This window comes from Prevotella sp. P5-92 (genome assembly GCF_002251245.1).
In the GTDB taxonomy this organism is placed as follows: Bacteria; Bacteroidota; Bacteroidia; order Bacteroidales; family Bacteroidaceae; genus Prevotella.
The window spans coordinates 15958-31613 of record NZ_NPJG01000124.1; the positions used below are offsets into that span (position 1 = coordinate 15958).

A 15656-nucleotide genomic window follows, 5' to 3' on the forward strand; every position below is an offset into this window, starting at 1 on the left:
CTTTTTTATTAGTTAATGAATCGGTACGATACGAAATTTAGGCACAAACTTACGCAAAAAAAATGTAACTGCCTAATTTTTGAACGTTTTTTTTCAAAAAAAGTAACTAAATGAGTCGTTTATGCCGGAAAATCCACCAAAACAACCCTGAAACTGCTATTGAAATCACCATTGCGATGACAAATCCATACCTGCTTGTTTCCATTCCGTTGACCAGGTTCATACCAAAAAGACTGGCTATGAGCGTTGGGAACATCATGAGAATCGACACTGAAGTAAGGGTTCGCATCACGGTGTTCATATTATTGTTGATGATCGACGAATAGGTATCCATGGTCGATTCGAGAATGTTTGAATAAATGTTTGTCGTCTCCCTCGCCTGGGTCATCTCGATATTGACATCTTCGATGAGGTCGGCGTCGAGTTCATCTATCTGAAGTTTGAATTTCAGTTTCGACAGAAGAGTCTCATTGCCACGGATGGAGGTGACGAAATACGTGAGCGAGTCTTGCAGACGGCTCAGTCCTATCAGCGACTCGTTGTTCACCTCCCTGTCGAGATTTCGCTTGGCTTTTTCTATAAGGCTGTTGATCTGTTTCAGACGCTTCAGATACCACACTGCCGACGACAGGAAGAGGCGGAAGATCATATCGACATAGTCGGTGAAACCCACGCCACGTTTCTGCTGGAAGCTCACGAAATCGATCATCATATTGGTCTCGTAATAGCACACGGTGATGGTGACGTCGCGTTTGTGTATGATACCAAGCGGCACTGTGGTATAAGGTGTACGTGAACGTATCTCCTTGACATAGGGAATACGGAGAATGATGAGCATCCAGCCGTCGTCGTATTCATAACGGGCGCGCTCGTCGGTATCGCTGATGTCAGACATGAAATAGTCTGGTATGGAAAATTGCTTCTCAAGCAAAAGCTGGTCTTCTTCTGTTGGACACGTCACTTGTATCCAGCAGTTTGGTTCCCACTCACTGATGGGTGTCAGTCCTCCATTGGTGTTCCAATATGTTCTCATTGTTCCAATCCATTATTGTTTTACAAAAAGATAGCCGACTCTGTTCGGCTCACGAAAATGTCAAACTGGCAAGAGGATTGGCGTCTTGCCATCCTCACGCCTAATAATTGTTGTTTTCCGCGTGATAATCGTCCATAATTGTTGAAGTTTTAAAAATCCGGTGCAAAGGTATAAAAAAAATAAATAAAGAAGAATGAAGAATGAAGAATTTTGCGTCCAGTAACGATTTTTTAACAAAAAAGACAAGGAGTTGAGGAGATAAGGTGATAAGACATATGTCTAAGCATTTGAATATCGTGCTTGAACACTATTGTCTTAACCTCTTAACTCCTCAACTCCTATAAAATTGAATCCTATATCTCTTCCAGAGCCTGCTTCAAGAGATTCCAGAATGGTTCTACGGTGGCAATGAGGGCACGCTCGCCAGTGGTGTGAGGTGACTTTATCGTGGGACCGAGCGATACCACATCGAGGTTTGGATACTTGCCAAGGATGATTGAGCACTCCAGTCCTGCATGGTCTATCTGGATGATGCCGTCCTCGCCGGTCTGCTCCTTATAGATGCGGAGGAGATGATGGAGGATAGGACTCTCGGGATTTGGATCCCAACCACCATAGCTACCGGCTGTCTCTACCTTCATGCCAGCCATATTAAGACAAGAGGCTATCATATTCACCACGTAATCCTTCATGTCCTCGCGAGCCGAACGTGGCAACAGCTTTATCAAGGCGTTGCCGCCTTCGATATCGATGATGGCGAGGTTGCTTGATGTTTCCACGACATGAGGATAAGCGGGTATCATGCGTACCACACCATCGTGAACGGCATAGATGGCATCCACAAGATTGTCCTGAATCTCTTCCGGCAGTTCCATCTTAGGTGTCTCAACGTCTTCAGCAAAGAACTCAATGTCGCTCTCTATGCCCTTGTATTCGTCTTCAAAGTCAGCCTTCCAGTCTGCCACCAGCTCTTTAAGAGCTTCGACGTTCTCCTTTGGCAGTGTGAGCACCACCACAGCCTGGAAAGGAATGGCGTTGCGCATGTTTCCTCCATGCCAAGAAGCAAGACGTGCATCGAGGTCGGCTATTGCCTCTCTCACGAAACGCACCATTAGTTTGTTGGCATTAGCCCTGCCTTCGTTTATCTCCAGACCAGAATGTCCGCCACGCAGTCCCTTCAGCGTCACACGTACAGCAGCGTCGTCGGCATCAGTCTCAACCTCTTTGTATCCCAGTGTGGCAGTAACATTTATTCCGCCTGCACTACCTATCACAAACTTGCCCCAGTGTTCTGAGTCGAGATTGAGGAGCACATCGCCGTGAAGTTCGCCTTCGGGCAGTCCGTTGGCGCCAAACAGACCAGTCTCCTCATCGGCAGTGATGAGTGCTTCGACAGGTCCGTGTTTGAGGGTCTTGTCTTCCATGACAGCCATAATGGTGGCAACACCGAGTCCGTTGTCGGCTCCGAGGGTGGTTCCCTTTGCCTTCACCCATTCGCCATCGATATAAGTCTGGATTTGATCGGTCTCGAAGTTGTGTGTGCTGTCGGGCGACTTCTGCGGCACCATGTCCATATGGGCCTGAAGTATAACGCCCTTCTTGCCTTCCATGCCTGGAGTGGCGGGCTTGCGCATCACGATATTGTCGGCTGCATCCTTAAATGCCTCCACTCCCACACGGGCAGCGAAGTCGATAAGGAATTGCTGTACTTTTTCCAGATGTCCTGACGGACGTGGAACTTGTGTCAGTGCATCGAAGTTTCTCCAGATGCACTCGGGATTCAGGTTTTTAATTTCACTCATAGCTTTTTAGTTTTTATAAAATTCAAGGCCACCCAACTCCATACTCCGAGCAGGACGACAAGCATTGTCTGAACGGCATGTACGATAAGTACGAAGTAGAGGGCATTCTCGTCTGCCACTCCATAGAGGATGAGCATCGTCTTCACTGCGAAATGCCACGGACCGGCTCCGTTAGGCGTGGGCACAAGCACCGCTATACTTCCCACCACGAAGGTCACCATTGCACATCCGATGCCGAGATGACTGGTGAAGTCGAAGCAAAAGAAAGTAAGATAATAGTGAAGGAAATAGCTTACCCATATACCGAGGGTGAAGAAGATGAACAAGGGGATGTTTTTCACTTCTTTCAGCGACATCACTCCTTGCCATATTCCGCTCAAAGTGGCTTTCACCTTATTATATATATATAGCTTCTTCAAAAGGAAATGCAGAAGAACCACACATGCCATTCCGCAAACGAAAGTGACGAAATAGCCTGCAGCAGTGAAACGGTGAACCACCGACTCAAAGCTGGTACCTGTACGGTCGAAAAAGATATTGAAGATATTTAGCTGGGCAAGGAGTGTGATGCCGGTCACGCCTGCCACAAGCAGCGAGTCGATGGCACGTTCGGTGACTACCGTTCCCAAGGCCTTGGAAAACGACACACCGTCGCATCGCTTCAGCACTCCGCAACGCGTGAACTCGCCTATTCGAGGCACTAACAGGCTGGCGGCGTAAGACAAGAAGACAGCATTGACGCTGGTGACAGAGCGCGGATGCTCGCCAATGGGATCGAGCATCTGTTTCCATCTCCACCCACGGAAAGCCTGAGCCAAGATACCAAAAGGAAATGACAACAACATCCAAGTCCAATCCATCTCGTGCAACACGACATGACGGATGCTGTTGAAGTCAAAGCCACGGTACATCCAGTACAAGATGGCTCCGCCCAACAATAATGGCATCAAGATCTTCACCACGATACTCGTTATCTTCATCGCTGTCTATTCTTCCCTATCCTATCTTATCAGTTGAAATAATACAAGAACGTGGCGACTCCCTCAAGCGCCTTCTTCTTCTGGTCCTTAATCTCGATAGCAAACTTTATCTCTACCTTTACCGTACCACGGAGGTTAGCTATCGACAGGAGGTCGGCAACAAGGCGTATTGATTCGCCCGACTTCACAGCCTGACCAAACTTCATCTTGTCCATTCCGTAGTTTACCATCATCTTCAGGTTGTTAACCTCAATGATCTGATTCCACAGATGTGGTAACATCGACAAGGTGAGATAACCATGTGCGATGGTAGTCTTGAAAGGACTCTCCACGGCAGCCTTCTCGGGATTGACGTGTATCCACTGATGGTCGAGGGTGGCATCGGCAAAGAGGTTGATACGCTCTTGTGTCAATTCCACATAGTCTGAAATACCGATGTTCTTGCCGAGCATTGCGGCAAACTCTTCATAGTTGTTTATTACTACTTTACTCATTTTGTTATTCTTTCTAAGATTAATTTTCGTGCAAAGGTAATAATTTAATTTGTAATAATGCACTTTTTTCTTCTATTATTTTGCAATATCGGTATGTTTCACTACCTTTGCCACAAATTTTTAACAACAATAACACATAATAACAGAACTCATTATGAAAACATTATTCATCGCCATCATCATGGCACTGACACTAAATGCCAATGCACAAGACAACAACAAGTGCAAAGAGGTGTTGCTCGAGACCACAGCTGGCAATATACGCCTGAAGCTATACAACGAGACACCATTGCATCGCGACAACTTCATCAAGTTGGTCAATCTCCACGTCTATGACTCACTGCTATTCCACCGCGTCATTAAAGACTTCATGATACAGTGCGGCGACCCAAAGAGCAAAGACGCCAAACCAGGAGACTTTCTCGGCGAGGGCGATCTTGACTGGACCGTAGAGCAGGAGCTGCGCCTACCACAAATCTTCCATCGTCGTGGTATGCTTGCTGCTGCCCGTGAACCAGACGACTCCAATCCATACCGCGAATCGAGCGCTTGTCATTTCTATCTTACATGGGGAAAGACATTTACCGATGCCGAACTCGACAAGATGCAGCAACGTCTTGACACGCTCTACGGCTACCGCGTGAAGTTGACCCCTGAGATGCGTGAGACTTACAAAACCATAGGAGGCATTCCTCATCTCGACGGAGGCTACACTGTCTTCGGCGAAATCACTGAAGGTCTTGACGTGGTTGAAAAGATCCAACTAAGCGCCACCGATGACAACGACCGTCCGCTCGAAGACATAAGGATAATTAAGGCCAGCGTGATAGAAGAGGTGAAACAGCAAGCAAAAAAGCCTGTTGCCACAAGGCGTCCAGTAAGAAGGAATACCTCGGGCAACAGACGATAAGCTATAACAAGAAGTCGGTCAATTCGGCATAAGCCTTCTGACATTCACGCTCGGTAGAGAGCAAATTGTCGATAGCGTCGTAATAGTATGACAGACCTACGAGATATTCCACTATTGATATCTCACCAGCTTTCAACGCCTTGGACAGAAGCACACTATTGTCGGCTTCTGCCAAGGCTTTTTTCGATGCCTCGACAGCATGGGCAAGTCCGGTGGCACGTATATACCGTTCCTTTAGCATGCCGTAAAGCTGACTCTTGGCGTCATCGCGCATAGCATCTGCAGCCTCGCTCTCACGCTTTGCCTGCTTGATGCGGCGCGAACTGCCCCATAATGGTACGCTAAGACCCACGGTCAAGCCTTGAAACTGCTCTCCCATCGTCTTCTCGCTCATATAACCAAGCGAAATGGAAGGAAGGGCAGACTGACGGGCAGCTGACAACTGACTGCGACTCATCTCCGTCTGGCTCTCAGCATATCCCAAAGTGGGATGCGACGCCATTACCTGAGCGTACCACATGTCAAAGTCAGAAGGCAGTTCTGACGCTGCATAAGCCGTATCGGCCAACTGAAGCCTTTCACCGCCGTTGAGTCGGGCGAGCTGGGTCATCACGGCCTGACGCTCTGTCCCCGCCTTCTTAAGCTCAGTCACTATCTGTGAGAGGCCAAGACGGACGTTGTTGAACTCAAGCTTGTTGCTTGCGCCTGCCTCCAAGCTACTTTTCTGTGCCTGATAGATGGCGTCGGCATGACTCATCCTACGCTCCAGTTCGGCTATATACTTGTTATAATACACCACGTCGATGAGTGCTTCTTTCGCCTCAAGCAATATTGCACTTCGTTCGGTCTTATACTGCCAATCCACCATGTCGTCGCGTCGGCGAGCCACCCGCGTCTTGGCACCTGTGATGGTAGGAAAGTCAAACTCTTGACTCACGCTGATATCCGTACGATTACCTATCGACGAAGGGTCGCCCCACAGTTTGTTTACTCCCACCTCCGGATCGGCAAGGGCATTGTCTGCATGGTTAGCACGTTTCTGAGCCTCAACAGATTTCACCATTGCCTTCAACGTCGTGTTGTGGGCTTCTATTTCTGCCATTGCCCTCTCTATGCCATTTTGTGCAAAGAGAGTGGAAGTAGTCATTATTGCTACAAAAAATACCGTTCCTCTATTCATATTCAAAAAAATTTATGTAATTGTCAACTCTTTACTCATTTCTTTAGTCCCCTCTTCTCCGTCAACAGATACATCACAGGAATGATAAACCCATTGAGGATAGTGGAAGTGAGCAAACCGCCAAGGATGACCTTTGCCATCGGACTCTGTATCTCATTGCCAGGCAGGTCGCCGCCTATCACCATTGGTATCAAAGCCAACGCAGATGTCAAGGCTGTCATGAGTATCGGGTTAAGACGGTCGGCAGAGCCTTGCATCACACTTTGTTCCAATGTCATGCCACTCTCGCGCAGATCGTTGTATCGCGACACAAGCAACATGCCGTTGCGCGTAGCTATGCCGAAAAGCGAGATAAATCCGATGATTGACGGGATACTCACCACGCCACTCGTCATCCATATAGCCACCACGCCGCCAATGAGAGCCAACGGCAGGTTTACCATTACCACAGCCGACTGTCTGACATTATGGAACTGACTGAACAGCAGCATGAAGATGACAAGCAAAGAGAGCAACGACGTCAAGGTAAGCGTTCGTGAGGCTTCCTTCTGGCTCTCAAACTGTCCGCCATATTCCACATGATAACCTTCAGGCATACGGACGTTCTCATCCACCTTCTTCTGTATGTCGCTCACCACGCCAATAAGGTCTCGTCCTGCCACGTTGCACGAAACTACCACCTTACGCTGAGCATTCTCACGACTGATGGTATTCGGACCGGCAGTTGACGTTATATCTGCGATATTCTCGAGAGCCACCTTTCGTCCACCGGCATCAACCATAAGATGACGTATTCCCCAGATACTTTGCCGGCTGGCATCGTCCACCTTCAACGTGAGCGCAAATGTCTGGTTTCCCTCAAATACCTGCGACACCTCGCGACCCTCAAGCAACACTTCTATCATATCAACAAACTCAGGCATCGTGACACCATATTTAGCCAGTATGGTCCGCTTGGGCTTTATGGTGAGCTGAGGGCGCTCCACTTGCTGTTCCACGTTAAGGTCCGCCACCCCTTCAATATCCTTGATGTTCGACTTTATCTCGTTTCCGATCTTGAATATATGGTTCAAGTCAGGGCCAAACACTTTTATCGCTATGCTGGCACGAGTACCAGAGAGCATGGCGTCGATACGATGACTTATGGGCGATCCTACCTCTACATTCACTCCCGGTATCTCACTAAGACGCTGACGGATATCAGACAACAACTCATCCTTGCTTCTGTCTTTCAACACGTATGGTGCTTCTATCTCCGACGTGTTGACCCCAAGGGCATGCTCGTCGAGTTCGGCTCTACCCGTCTTCCTTCCCACCACCTTTATCTCTGGTATGGAAAGAAGGATTTCCTCAGCTCGGTGTCCTATCTTGTCAGACTCGTCGAGGGCTATTCCTGGCAAAGTGCTTACGTTGATAGTGAAAGAGCCTTCGTTGAATGGAGGCAAGAAGCTGCTACCAAGACCCATGAATACGACTATGGCTCCCACCAATGCTGTTCCTGTTGCCGTCACTACAATGCGCTTATGACCCAAGGCCCAACACAAGGCTTTAGTATAAGCCTCTTTTAGCTTTCGTGCCACATAAGGCTCGCGGCCTTCTTCGTTGAGTTTTCCCTTTGCTAAAAGGAAGCTACACATCACTGGAGTCATCGTCAGCGCCACCACTGTAGAAGAACAAAGGGCAACGATAAACGCCACTCCTAAAGGCTGCAACATTCTTCCCTCCATACCAGAGAGAAAGAATATGGGCACAAAGCTGGCTATGATTATCAACGTGGAGTTGAGGATAGGCAGACGCACTTCCTTTGAAGCCTCAAAGATTACCTCTATCACCGGTCTTCGCTCGCCATCGGGCAACATCCTATTGAGGCGTAACCTACGATATACATTCTCCACATCGACAATGGCATCATCCACGAGAGAGCCTATGGCAATACACATACCTCCAAGGCTCATCGTATTGATTGTCAACCCCATAAAATGCAATGCCACAATAGCGGCAAGCAGCGAAAGCGGAATAGTGACAAGTGAGATTATCGTTGTACGCACGTTCATCAGGAAGAGGAAAAGTATGACCACTACAAGCACACCGCCTTCTATCAGCGCGCTCTTCACGTTGTTTATACTACTCTCGATGAAATGCGACTGGCGATAGACATCGGTTGACATCGTCACATCAGCCGGCAGGCTCTTCTTCAGTGTCGATATGGTAGAATCAAGGGCTTCTGTCAGTTCCAAGGTGGACACCGACGGCTGTTTCGTCACGGTCATCATCACGGCAGGTTTGCCATTATACGATGCTGTGCCCATACGTGGCATGCGGTTGCCCACCATTACTTCGGCAATGGCGTCAAGACGAATGGGAGCTCCTGACGGCGACTTCTTCACTACTGCCTTCCCTATCTCTACAGGGTCATTGGTGGTTAGCAGTCCGCGGATGATGTACTCGTTGCCATACTCATACAGAGTGTTTCCTGCCACGTTACGGTTCATATTGCCGACAGCGTTTATCACCTCGTTAAGTCCTACACCGAAATGCTTCATGCGTTCGGGACTAAGCTGTATCTGATATTCACGTATATCGCCTCCTAACACAGCCACTTGTGCTACTCCTCCCGACGACATCAGACGTGGACGAATGGTCCAGTCTGCAAGGGTGCGTAGCTCCTGTAGCGACGTGGAGTCAGAAGTGAGCGACACAAACATCAGCTCACCAAGTATGGACGACTGTGGACCCAGTGTCGGACTTCCAATGCCTTGTGGTAAGGCGTCGCTAATGGTAGATAGTTTTTCATTAACTATCTGACGGGCACGATACACGTCGGCACCCCAGTTAAACTCTACCCAAACGACAGAGAACCCGTTGGTTGACGACGATCTCACACGACGAACATCGGTGGCTCCGTTGACGGCTGTCTCTATTGGGAAAGTCACAAGGCGCTCCACCTCCTCTGCAGCCATGCCTTTTGCCTCAGTCATCACCACCACGGTAGGGGCATTAAGGTCGGGGAATACATCGACTTCCATATTGTCGGCAGTATAAAGACCACCTATTGTCAACAGTACTCCCATTATGAGCACCACGAGACGATTGTCGAGCGAAAATCTTATTATCTTGTTCAACATAATCGTAGATATTAGTGGTTGTGATTATGTCCTTCAGGAATCACTGATGACGCTGAGGCGAGTTTTACTTGGTAAGCCCCAACAGTAACGACACTCTCGCCAGCCTTTAGTCCGCTGACAATCTCAGTACGTACGCCATCGGTCTGACCAATCTTCACCTCACGCTTCTCAAAGATGCCTTCCTCACCCTTATGGTCGTGAGCCTCTGCCTCGTGGGCATGGTGGTCTTCATGCTCATGAGCATGTTCAGCATGTCCATGGTCATGATCTTCATGCTGTTTTACATATACATAATATAGACCCTGTTCTTCGGTCAACGCGGTATTAGGCACAGATATCACGTTCTTTCTCTGCTTGAGCAACAGATAAACCTCTACAAACGACCCTGCAATAATATCGCCTACATTGTCAAACTCGAATGTGGCAGGAAGATATGCTGAGCCTTCGGGCAACGTCCGGCTATACGATACCAGTTTTCCATTGAGTTCAGATAGCTTATAGATGTTTTCATTTCCCGTGGCACGGAAGTTAGCACTCCTTATTTCATCCATGTTCCTGTATGCACATTCCGGTACATCAACAACGAGTTGCTGACGGCGGTTCTGAGTGACAACAACTATAGGGTCGCCCACATTCACATAGTCGCCAGACTTCACAAGCAACGACTTGACGAAACCTCCCCGGCCGGCAGTCACGACAGCACTTCCGCTACGAGACGACGCCACACCCTCGTATGTCACACGTGCAGTCTCGTAGTTTAGTCTTGCCTGTTCGTATTCGCGCTGAGAGACGATATTATCGTCAGCCAAAGGTTTTATCCTCTCCAATTCTCTCTTTGCAGCATCGAATGCAGCCCTTGCCTTAGCTATAGGGTCGCCATCCTGTAGGTTGCGTGCAGTAATGTCAGCCACGGCTTGTCCTCTTGCCACTTCACTTCCCTCCGACAACGATGCGTCACGAAGAAACACTATACCACTCATCGTGGCGGCAACAGTCTGCTCGTCACCCTGCCTTCTAACTATTTGTCCGGCTGCTTTCATCACAGCGGTAAAATCTCCTTCAACCACTGTCTCTGTCTTTATACCAGCTTTTTCCATCTGTTGGTGAGTCATCACTATCTCACCTGCATGCGACTCATTTGTCTCTCCCTCATGGTCGTGAGAGCCATGAGTTGTCTTTCCCGATTGACAACCTGCCAACATGCAAGTTGCCATCAAGATAAAGAATATATAAATATGTCTCATTGTAATACTTGTTTATGTAAACTTGTCTTTTTCTTTTGTTTATGAGTATTTGACGCTCATTCTTTTTCCAGCAAGATATCAACAAAAACAAGGAGGGGCTCTCAGCCCGCATAATCCTCCATAGCCTTCCAGTAGCTTTTTTTTGGACTGACAATAAAGATTTTGCTTCTCTTCAACAACTACATCTCTTACATGCCATTCATAGCCAAAAACGACAAACAATGGCAGGAGATAAACATCAAATGCATTCCTGTTATTGCCTGCCATAACGTCAAGCCACTGTGCATTCTTTATACACGAAGAGCAATCCTCATGTTCACTATCTCCATGATGTTCAGTATGTTCGTCATTAATATTATTGTCTATCCCGCATTGTTCCATTATCATGCATATAGCCTCACCATGATGATGATGAGGAATAATAGGAGCTATCAACACCGACATCACCCCTATTGTCCACACTATAATGAGAAAGATGCGTTTCATTTCAATAACACTTATTTCGGTTCTGACGTTCCCAACTCTTCGTCCACCATGTTTGTCAGGTCAACAAACTCTGCTATTGAGAGCTGCTCAGGACGACGGGTCATAATATCATGATTGAAAAAGCCCTCACTCACCTGAATGCCGGCAAACAACGGGCGCATACTCACTCGCAACATCTTTCTGCGCTGGTTAAACACCGTCTTAACCACTCTCTTAAACAACTGCTCGTTACAACCAAGTTCTGTGGTCTCGTTACGGGTCATTCTTATCACCGCGCTCTTCACCTTTGGAGGCGGATTAAACACGCCCTCATCCACCGTAAACAGATACTCCACATTATACCATGCCTGGATCATCACACTCAGTATGCCGTATGCCTTGTTTCCTGGAGACGAAGCCATTCGTTGGGCTACTTCACGCTGTATCATACCAGTGCAACAAGGTATAAGGTCTTTATTGTCGAGCATCTTAAAAAATATCTGTGATGAGATGTCGTATGGATAGTTTCCAGTTAGCACAAACTGCTGACCGTCGAATATCTTGTTTAGGTCCATACGCAGGAAATCCTCACCTATTATATTATTAATAAGGCTCGGGAAACGTTCGTAGAGATAATTCACCGACTCGGTGTCTATCTCCACCGCCTTCACTGGACGGGGTTTTTCAATAAGATACTGTGTGAGTACACCCATGCCAGGCCCCACTTCGAGAACAGGGAGCTCGGGACAGGCATCGACCGTGTCCGCAATACGTTTGGCTATCGAGAGGTCAGTAAGGAAGTGCTGACCGAGATTTTTCTTTGGGCGTACTTGTTTCATATAAAAATATTCTTAAGAGTAATGTATGGTATTTTAGGGAGCACGTCCCTTTTAATTTCTTCAAAAAGAAAGAGCGCAACCCTAAGATTGCGCTCTCTTTTTGTTGGGATACCCGGACTCGAACCAGGAAAGGCAGGACCAGAATCTGCAGTGTTACCATTACACCATATCCCAATTTTGTATTGCAATCGTGTTGTTCCCTGATTGCGAGTGCAAAGGTACGGACTTTTTCTTAATCCTCCAAACTTTTCCTGCATTTTTTTTGTTTTTGCCTTAAATATTTCGTTTTTTCTTACAAAACTAATATAATATCGAGCAAAAAGGTGGAGTCAAGGATTCTCTTTAATTACTTTTATAGGTTTCCTCGCTCTTTGTCGAGATAATATTTGTATGTTGCCACTGTAAGTTCGTCGCATGCCGCTTCGTCACACACGACAATGGCCTTTGGGTGCATCTGCAACATAGAGGCAGTCCACTTGTGCGACACATTACCGTCAACCACATGCTGAAGCGCGCGTGCCTTATGGTGACCATTACAGAGTAGCAGCACCTCTCTGGCAGCCATCACGGTACCGATACCAACGGTGAGAGCCTGTTTTGGCACGAGGTTCATGTCGCCGTCAAAGAAGCGGCTATTTGCGATGATGGTATCAGTGGTAAGTGTTTTGATACGTGTCTTTGATGTCAGTGATGAGCCAGGTTCGTTAAATGCGAGATGACCGTCAGGCCCTACTCCACCCATAAAGAGGTCTATTCCGCCAGCATCCTCTATCATCTTCTCGTAGTTGTCGCACTCTTCCACAAGATCCTTGGCATTGCCATTGAGGATATGTACATTCTCCTTTTTTATATTTATATGCGAGAAAAAGTTAGTCCACATAAACGAATGGTATGACTCAGGATGATTCTCGTCAAGATTAACATATTCGTCCATATTGAACGTGATTACGTTTTCAAACGACAGTTCTCCCGCCTGGTATTTCTTGATTAGCTCCCTATAAAGTCCCAAAGGAGACGAGCCCGTCGGACAACCTAATTTAAAAGGCTTCTCCGCTGTTGGATTTGCCTCAACGATTCTCTTGGCTACATAGTCAGCAGCCCACTTAGACATCTTATCGTAGTCTGGTTCGATAATTACTCTCATATATTTTTTTCTTTTTTGTCCGCAAATTTAGTAAAATATCCTATATTGACAAAGAATTTATCGATTTTTTTGCAATAATTATTTAGAATATCGACTGTTGGGTGGCAGTAGTAAGCAGTTCGAGCATCTTCATGCCTATTACCGAATTGCCTTTTGCGTTTAGTCTCGGGCTCCATACCGCAACAGAATAAAGGCTGGGAAACACCGCCGCGATGCCGCCTCCTACGCCACTCTTTCCTGGAAGTCCAACGAGATAGGAAAAGTCGCCTGCCTCGTCGTAAAAACCACAAGTCTGCATGATGGCATTGATACGTTTCACTTGCGAACGCGTGAGATAGACATCCGTATAATCAAACGGTTTGGTATGGTCGGCAAAGGGCAAGAAGGCATGTGCCAGTTCACGGCAACTCATTTCAACCGAGCACATAAGGAAATAGAAGCGCAACACTCGTTCTATGTCGCCCTTAATATTCCCGTGATATTTCAGAAGATTGATGATAGCTGCATTGAGATAGCCTTGTTCCCGCTCTGATTCTGCCACTGCATGATTATAGTTTATAGTATTGCTGCCCGACATATTTCTGACAAATTGTAGGAAAAAACCTTCGGGATCTTTCAGTCGTTCACACAAGATGTCTGTCATCACGATAGCTCCGGCATTGATAAAGGGATTTCGTGGTTTGCCCTGTTCTATCTCTAACTGTACAAGCGAATTGAACGCTGTGCCTGACGGTTCGCGTCCCATACGTTCCCATAAGCCCTCGCCCTCAATCGAGAAGGCCATAGCCAGTGCAAACACCTTCGATATACTCTGTATCGAAAAACGAGTGTCAGCCTTCTCGTATGTGTAAGCTGCACCTCCTATTGTTTCTATGCAAATCCCCATCTGGTCAGGATTAACATTGGCAAGAGCCGGTATATAGTCTGCCTGCTTTCCTTGCCCTTGCAGAGGACGTACGCTGTCGATGATATTCTCTACGATTTTATTATATTCCATTGTTGTTTGAAGTTTTATCGCAAGTTATTCCAGGTTATTTCATTCGGGCAGCAAAGGTAACGTATTTTTGCGACACTAACAACAAAAGAGATAAAAATCAACTCTTTTTTCACTAAAGTTATATCTGCGGCATATCAATCAGGTTGTTTGCTATGGCATAAATGGTCAAACCGGCAAGAGAACGTATCTGCAGTTTGCGTACTATGTTGCGACGATGGGTGACGACGGTGTTGACAGAAATGAAAAGTTTATTGGCAATCTCCTTATTCGACATGCCCTGCACAAGACAGACTATTATCTCTTTTTCTCGCTCAGACACAGTCTCAGCACTATCAGGACACTTTATCATGTTTGTGAGGCGTGCCGTCACATCGTCGGCTTTCACTTTCTCCTCCAACAGTCGGATGGCTGGCACAAACAGCACTTCCTCGACATTGCTATGGTTTGCCAGCCACTCCTCATTATTATATATATCATAGAGAGTGGCGGTGAGCTGGTGGTTAGCAAGTCCGTTATGTGGAAGATACTTGATGATGATATTTTTCAGCTCAAGGAATTTGCCTGTAGTGTCGCTATGGTGCTTAGAGAATATTTCCACGTTATAGTTCGTCATCTGCTCTCCTCTAAGCAGAGCCTCAACATAAGGGAAGAGAGTCTTCTCCTCGTACTTCATATGCAGATGTATGTCGTGTGCATACTCATCATAGAGACGAATGATGAGCGGCGCCAGATTGTTTCCGCCACATAGCGATTCCTCGAGTTTACGGCGTATAGTAGGCAGTTGGAAGTCGAGGAAATAATTATGCGACGCCCGCAGGTATGTCAGGAGCGTGCTGGCAGAGATCTTGTCGTCGGTTTCCTTTGGTGTGAAACCATTTATCAGGAAGTTCACTACTGTGACAAACGTGTAACAGTCAACACCTTGTTCGCGACACACTTCCTCCACAGTCTTGTCCCCAAAACCCAATCGGATGCCAAAGGCACCCAGTCCCTGCAACATGCTGTAATTGTCGCTGATTAGGTCAATCATCTTGTCTCCAGCTTCGTATAGTTTCAACCTTTTCATTTCTCTATGACTTTATTTTGGGCGCAAAGTTAGTCATTTTTTGCCATTCTTACAATACCAAAAAATAGGTATTCGTCATTATTTCACAATATTAACATCACTACAACAAGGTATCGGGGTAATCTTTTATTGGTATCATGAGACACTCACACCTTGTAGAATACTATGTTTTGCGTATTTCAGATTACTACCAAACCATCTACCTTTGCAGCCCAAACAAAAGGATTAGAAAAAGAAATGAAAAAAAGATTTGTACTTATGGCTTTTGCCGCGATTGTGGCCAACAGTCGTTCATATGGTAACGACACTATTCTGGATTATTCCGACAACAACACCCCAGAGTTATCAAAAGACGACAGACATAAAGAGCACCACGA

13 protein-coding genes and 1 tRNA gene are annotated in these 15656 nt (G+C 46.8%); 1 reads left to right on the plus strand and 13 read right to left on the minus strand.

Annotated features, from left to right (window positions below):
- Window positions 1-106 precede the first annotated feature (106 nt).
- The 4 genes from CIK99_RS12640 to CIK99_RS12655 all read right to left on the minus strand — a co-directional run bounded on the left by CIK99_RS12640 (window position 107) and on the right by CIK99_RS12655 (window position 4309).
- Window positions 107-1033 (minus strand): magnesium transporter CorA family protein, encoded by a 927-nt coding sequence (locus tag CIK99_RS12640; RefSeq protein ID WP_094381853.1) that lies wholly within the window; start codon window positions 1031-1033, stop codon window positions 107-109.
- A gap of 353 nt (window positions 1034-1386) precedes the next feature.
- Entirely contained in the window at window positions 1387-2835 is a 1449-nt protein-coding gene (locus CIK99_RS12645; protein ID WP_094381854.1) for an aminoacyl-histidine dipeptidase, read from the minus strand.
- Window positions 2832-3815, minus strand: coding sequence for a lysylphosphatidylglycerol synthase transmembrane domain-containing protein (locus tag CIK99_RS12650; RefSeq protein WP_094381855.1), 984 nt, complete (start codon window positions 3813-3815; stop codon window positions 2832-2834). The genes CIK99_RS12645 and CIK99_RS12650 overlap by 4 nt, the downstream gene beginning before the upstream one ends.
- A gap of 29 nt (window positions 3816-3844) precedes the next feature.
- Complete coding sequence (locus CIK99_RS12655; RefSeq protein WP_094381856.1) at window positions 3845-4309, minus strand: MaoC family dehydratase; 465 nt, start codon at window positions 4307-4309, stop codon at window positions 3845-3847.
- Window positions 4310-4463: 154 nt separating this feature from the next.
- Between CIK99_RS12655 and CIK99_RS12660 the strand changes: the two genes are divergently transcribed.
- Complete coding sequence (locus CIK99_RS12660) at window positions 4464-5219, plus strand: peptidylprolyl isomerase (protein WP_094381857.1); 756 nt, start codon at window positions 4464-4466, stop codon at window positions 5217-5219.
- Between the two features lies 1 nt (window position 5220).
- On the opposite strand, the gene CIK99_RS12665 is transcribed toward CIK99_RS12660, so the two are convergent.
- From CIK99_RS12665 to CIK99_RS12705, 9 genes are all read right to left on the minus strand, one after another.
- Window positions 5221-6366 (minus strand): TolC family protein, encoded by a 1146-nt coding sequence (locus CIK99_RS12665; RefSeq protein WP_216822810.1) that lies wholly within the window; start codon window positions 6364-6366, stop codon window positions 5221-5223.
- 68 nt (window positions 6367-6434) lie between these two features.
- Complete coding sequence (locus tag CIK99_RS12670; RefSeq protein WP_094381859.1) at window positions 6435-9524, minus strand: efflux RND transporter permease subunit; 3090 nt, start codon at window positions 9522-9524, stop codon at window positions 6435-6437.
- An 11-nt stretch (window positions 9525-9535) separates the two neighbouring features.
- Entirely contained in the window at window positions 9536-10768 is a 1233-nt protein-coding gene (locus tag CIK99_RS12675; RefSeq protein ID WP_094381860.1) for an efflux RND transporter periplasmic adaptor subunit, read from the minus strand.
- Between the two features lie 78 nt (window positions 10769-10846).
- Window positions 10847-11254 (minus strand): DUF6769 family protein, encoded by a 408-nt coding sequence (locus tag CIK99_RS12680; protein WP_094381861.1) that lies wholly within the window; start codon window positions 11252-11254, stop codon window positions 10847-10849.
- A gap of 11 nt (window positions 11255-11265) precedes the next feature.
- Complete coding sequence (gene rsmA / locus CIK99_RS12685; protein ID WP_094381862.1) at window positions 11266-12072, minus strand: 16S rRNA (adenine(1518)-N(6)/adenine(1519)-N(6))-dimethyltransferase RsmA; 807 nt, start codon at window positions 12070-12072, stop codon at window positions 11266-11268.
- A 103-nt stretch (window positions 12073-12175) separates the two neighbouring features.
- Window positions 12176-12246: transfer RNA gene (locus CIK99_RS12690), tRNA-Gln, on the minus strand.
- A gap of 178 nt (window positions 12247-12424) precedes the next feature.
- Window positions 12425-13216 carry a glucosamine-6-phosphate deaminase gene (gene nagB, locus CIK99_RS12695; protein ID WP_094381863.1) on the minus strand — a complete coding sequence of 264 codons (792 nt, stop codon included), beginning with the start codon at window positions 13214-13216 and terminating at the stop codon, window positions 12425-12427.
- A gap of 82 nt (window positions 13217-13298) precedes the next feature.
- Complete coding sequence (locus tag CIK99_RS12700; RefSeq protein ID WP_094381864.1) at window positions 13299-14213, minus strand: glutaminase; 915 nt, start codon at window positions 14211-14213, stop codon at window positions 13299-13301.
- A gap of 118 nt (window positions 14214-14331) precedes the next feature.
- Window positions 14332-15279, minus strand: a complete 948-nt coding sequence (locus tag CIK99_RS12705) for a helix-turn-helix transcriptional regulator (protein WP_094381865.1) — start codon at window positions 15277-15279, stop codon at window positions 14332-14334.
- Window positions 15280-15656 lie beyond the last annotated feature (377 nt).

Bases quoted from the DNA above. Each gene is read 5' to 3' on its own strand.
- CIK99_RS12640 (WP_094381853.1), bottom strand. From the start codon at position 1,033: ATGAGAACATATTGGAACACCAATGGAGGACTGACACCCATCAGTGAG.
- rsmA (WP_094381862.1), bottom strand. From the start codon at position 12,072: ATGAAACAAGTACGCCCAAAGAAAAATCTCGGTCAGCACTTCCTTACT.
- CIK99_RS12660 (WP_094381857.1), top strand. From the start codon at position 4,464: ATGAAAACATTATTCATCGCCATCATCATGGCACTGACACTAAATGCC.
- nagB (WP_094381863.1), bottom strand. From the start codon at position 13,216: ATGAGAGTAATTATCGAACCAGACTACGATAAGATGTCTAAGTGGGCT.
- CIK99_RS12675 (WP_094381860.1), bottom strand. From the start codon at position 10,768: ATGAGACATATTTATATATTCTTTATCTTGATGGCAACTTGCATGTTG.
- CIK99_RS12700 (WP_094381864.1), bottom strand. From the start codon at position 14,213: ATGGAATATAATAAAATCGTAGAGAATATCATCGACAGCGTACGTCCT.
- CIK99_RS12650 (WP_094381855.1), bottom strand. From the start codon at position 3,815: ATGAAGATAACGAGTATCGTGGTGAAGATCTTGATGCCATTATTGTTG.
- CIK99_RS12705 (WP_094381865.1), bottom strand. From the start codon at position 15,279: ATGAAAAGGTTGAAACTATACGAAGCTGGAGACAAGATGATTGACCTA.
- CIK99_RS12655 (WP_094381856.1), bottom strand. From the start codon at position 4,309: ATGAGTAAAGTAGTAATAAACAACTATGAAGAGTTTGCCGCAATGCTC.
- CIK99_RS12670 (WP_094381859.1), bottom strand. From the start codon at position 9,524: ATGTTGAACAAGATAATAAGATTTTCGCTCGACAATCGTCTCGTGGTG.
- CIK99_RS12645 (WP_094381854.1), bottom strand. From the start codon at position 2,835: ATGAGTGAAATTAAAAACCTGAATCCCGAGTGCATCTGGAGAAACTTC.
- CIK99_RS12665 (WP_216822810.1), bottom strand. From the start codon at position 6,366: ATGACTACTTCCACTCTCTTTGCACAAAATGGCATAGAGAGGGCAATG.
- CIK99_RS12680 (WP_094381861.1), bottom strand. From the start codon at position 11,254: ATGAAACGCATCTTTCTCATTATAGTGTGGACAATAGGGGTGATGTCG.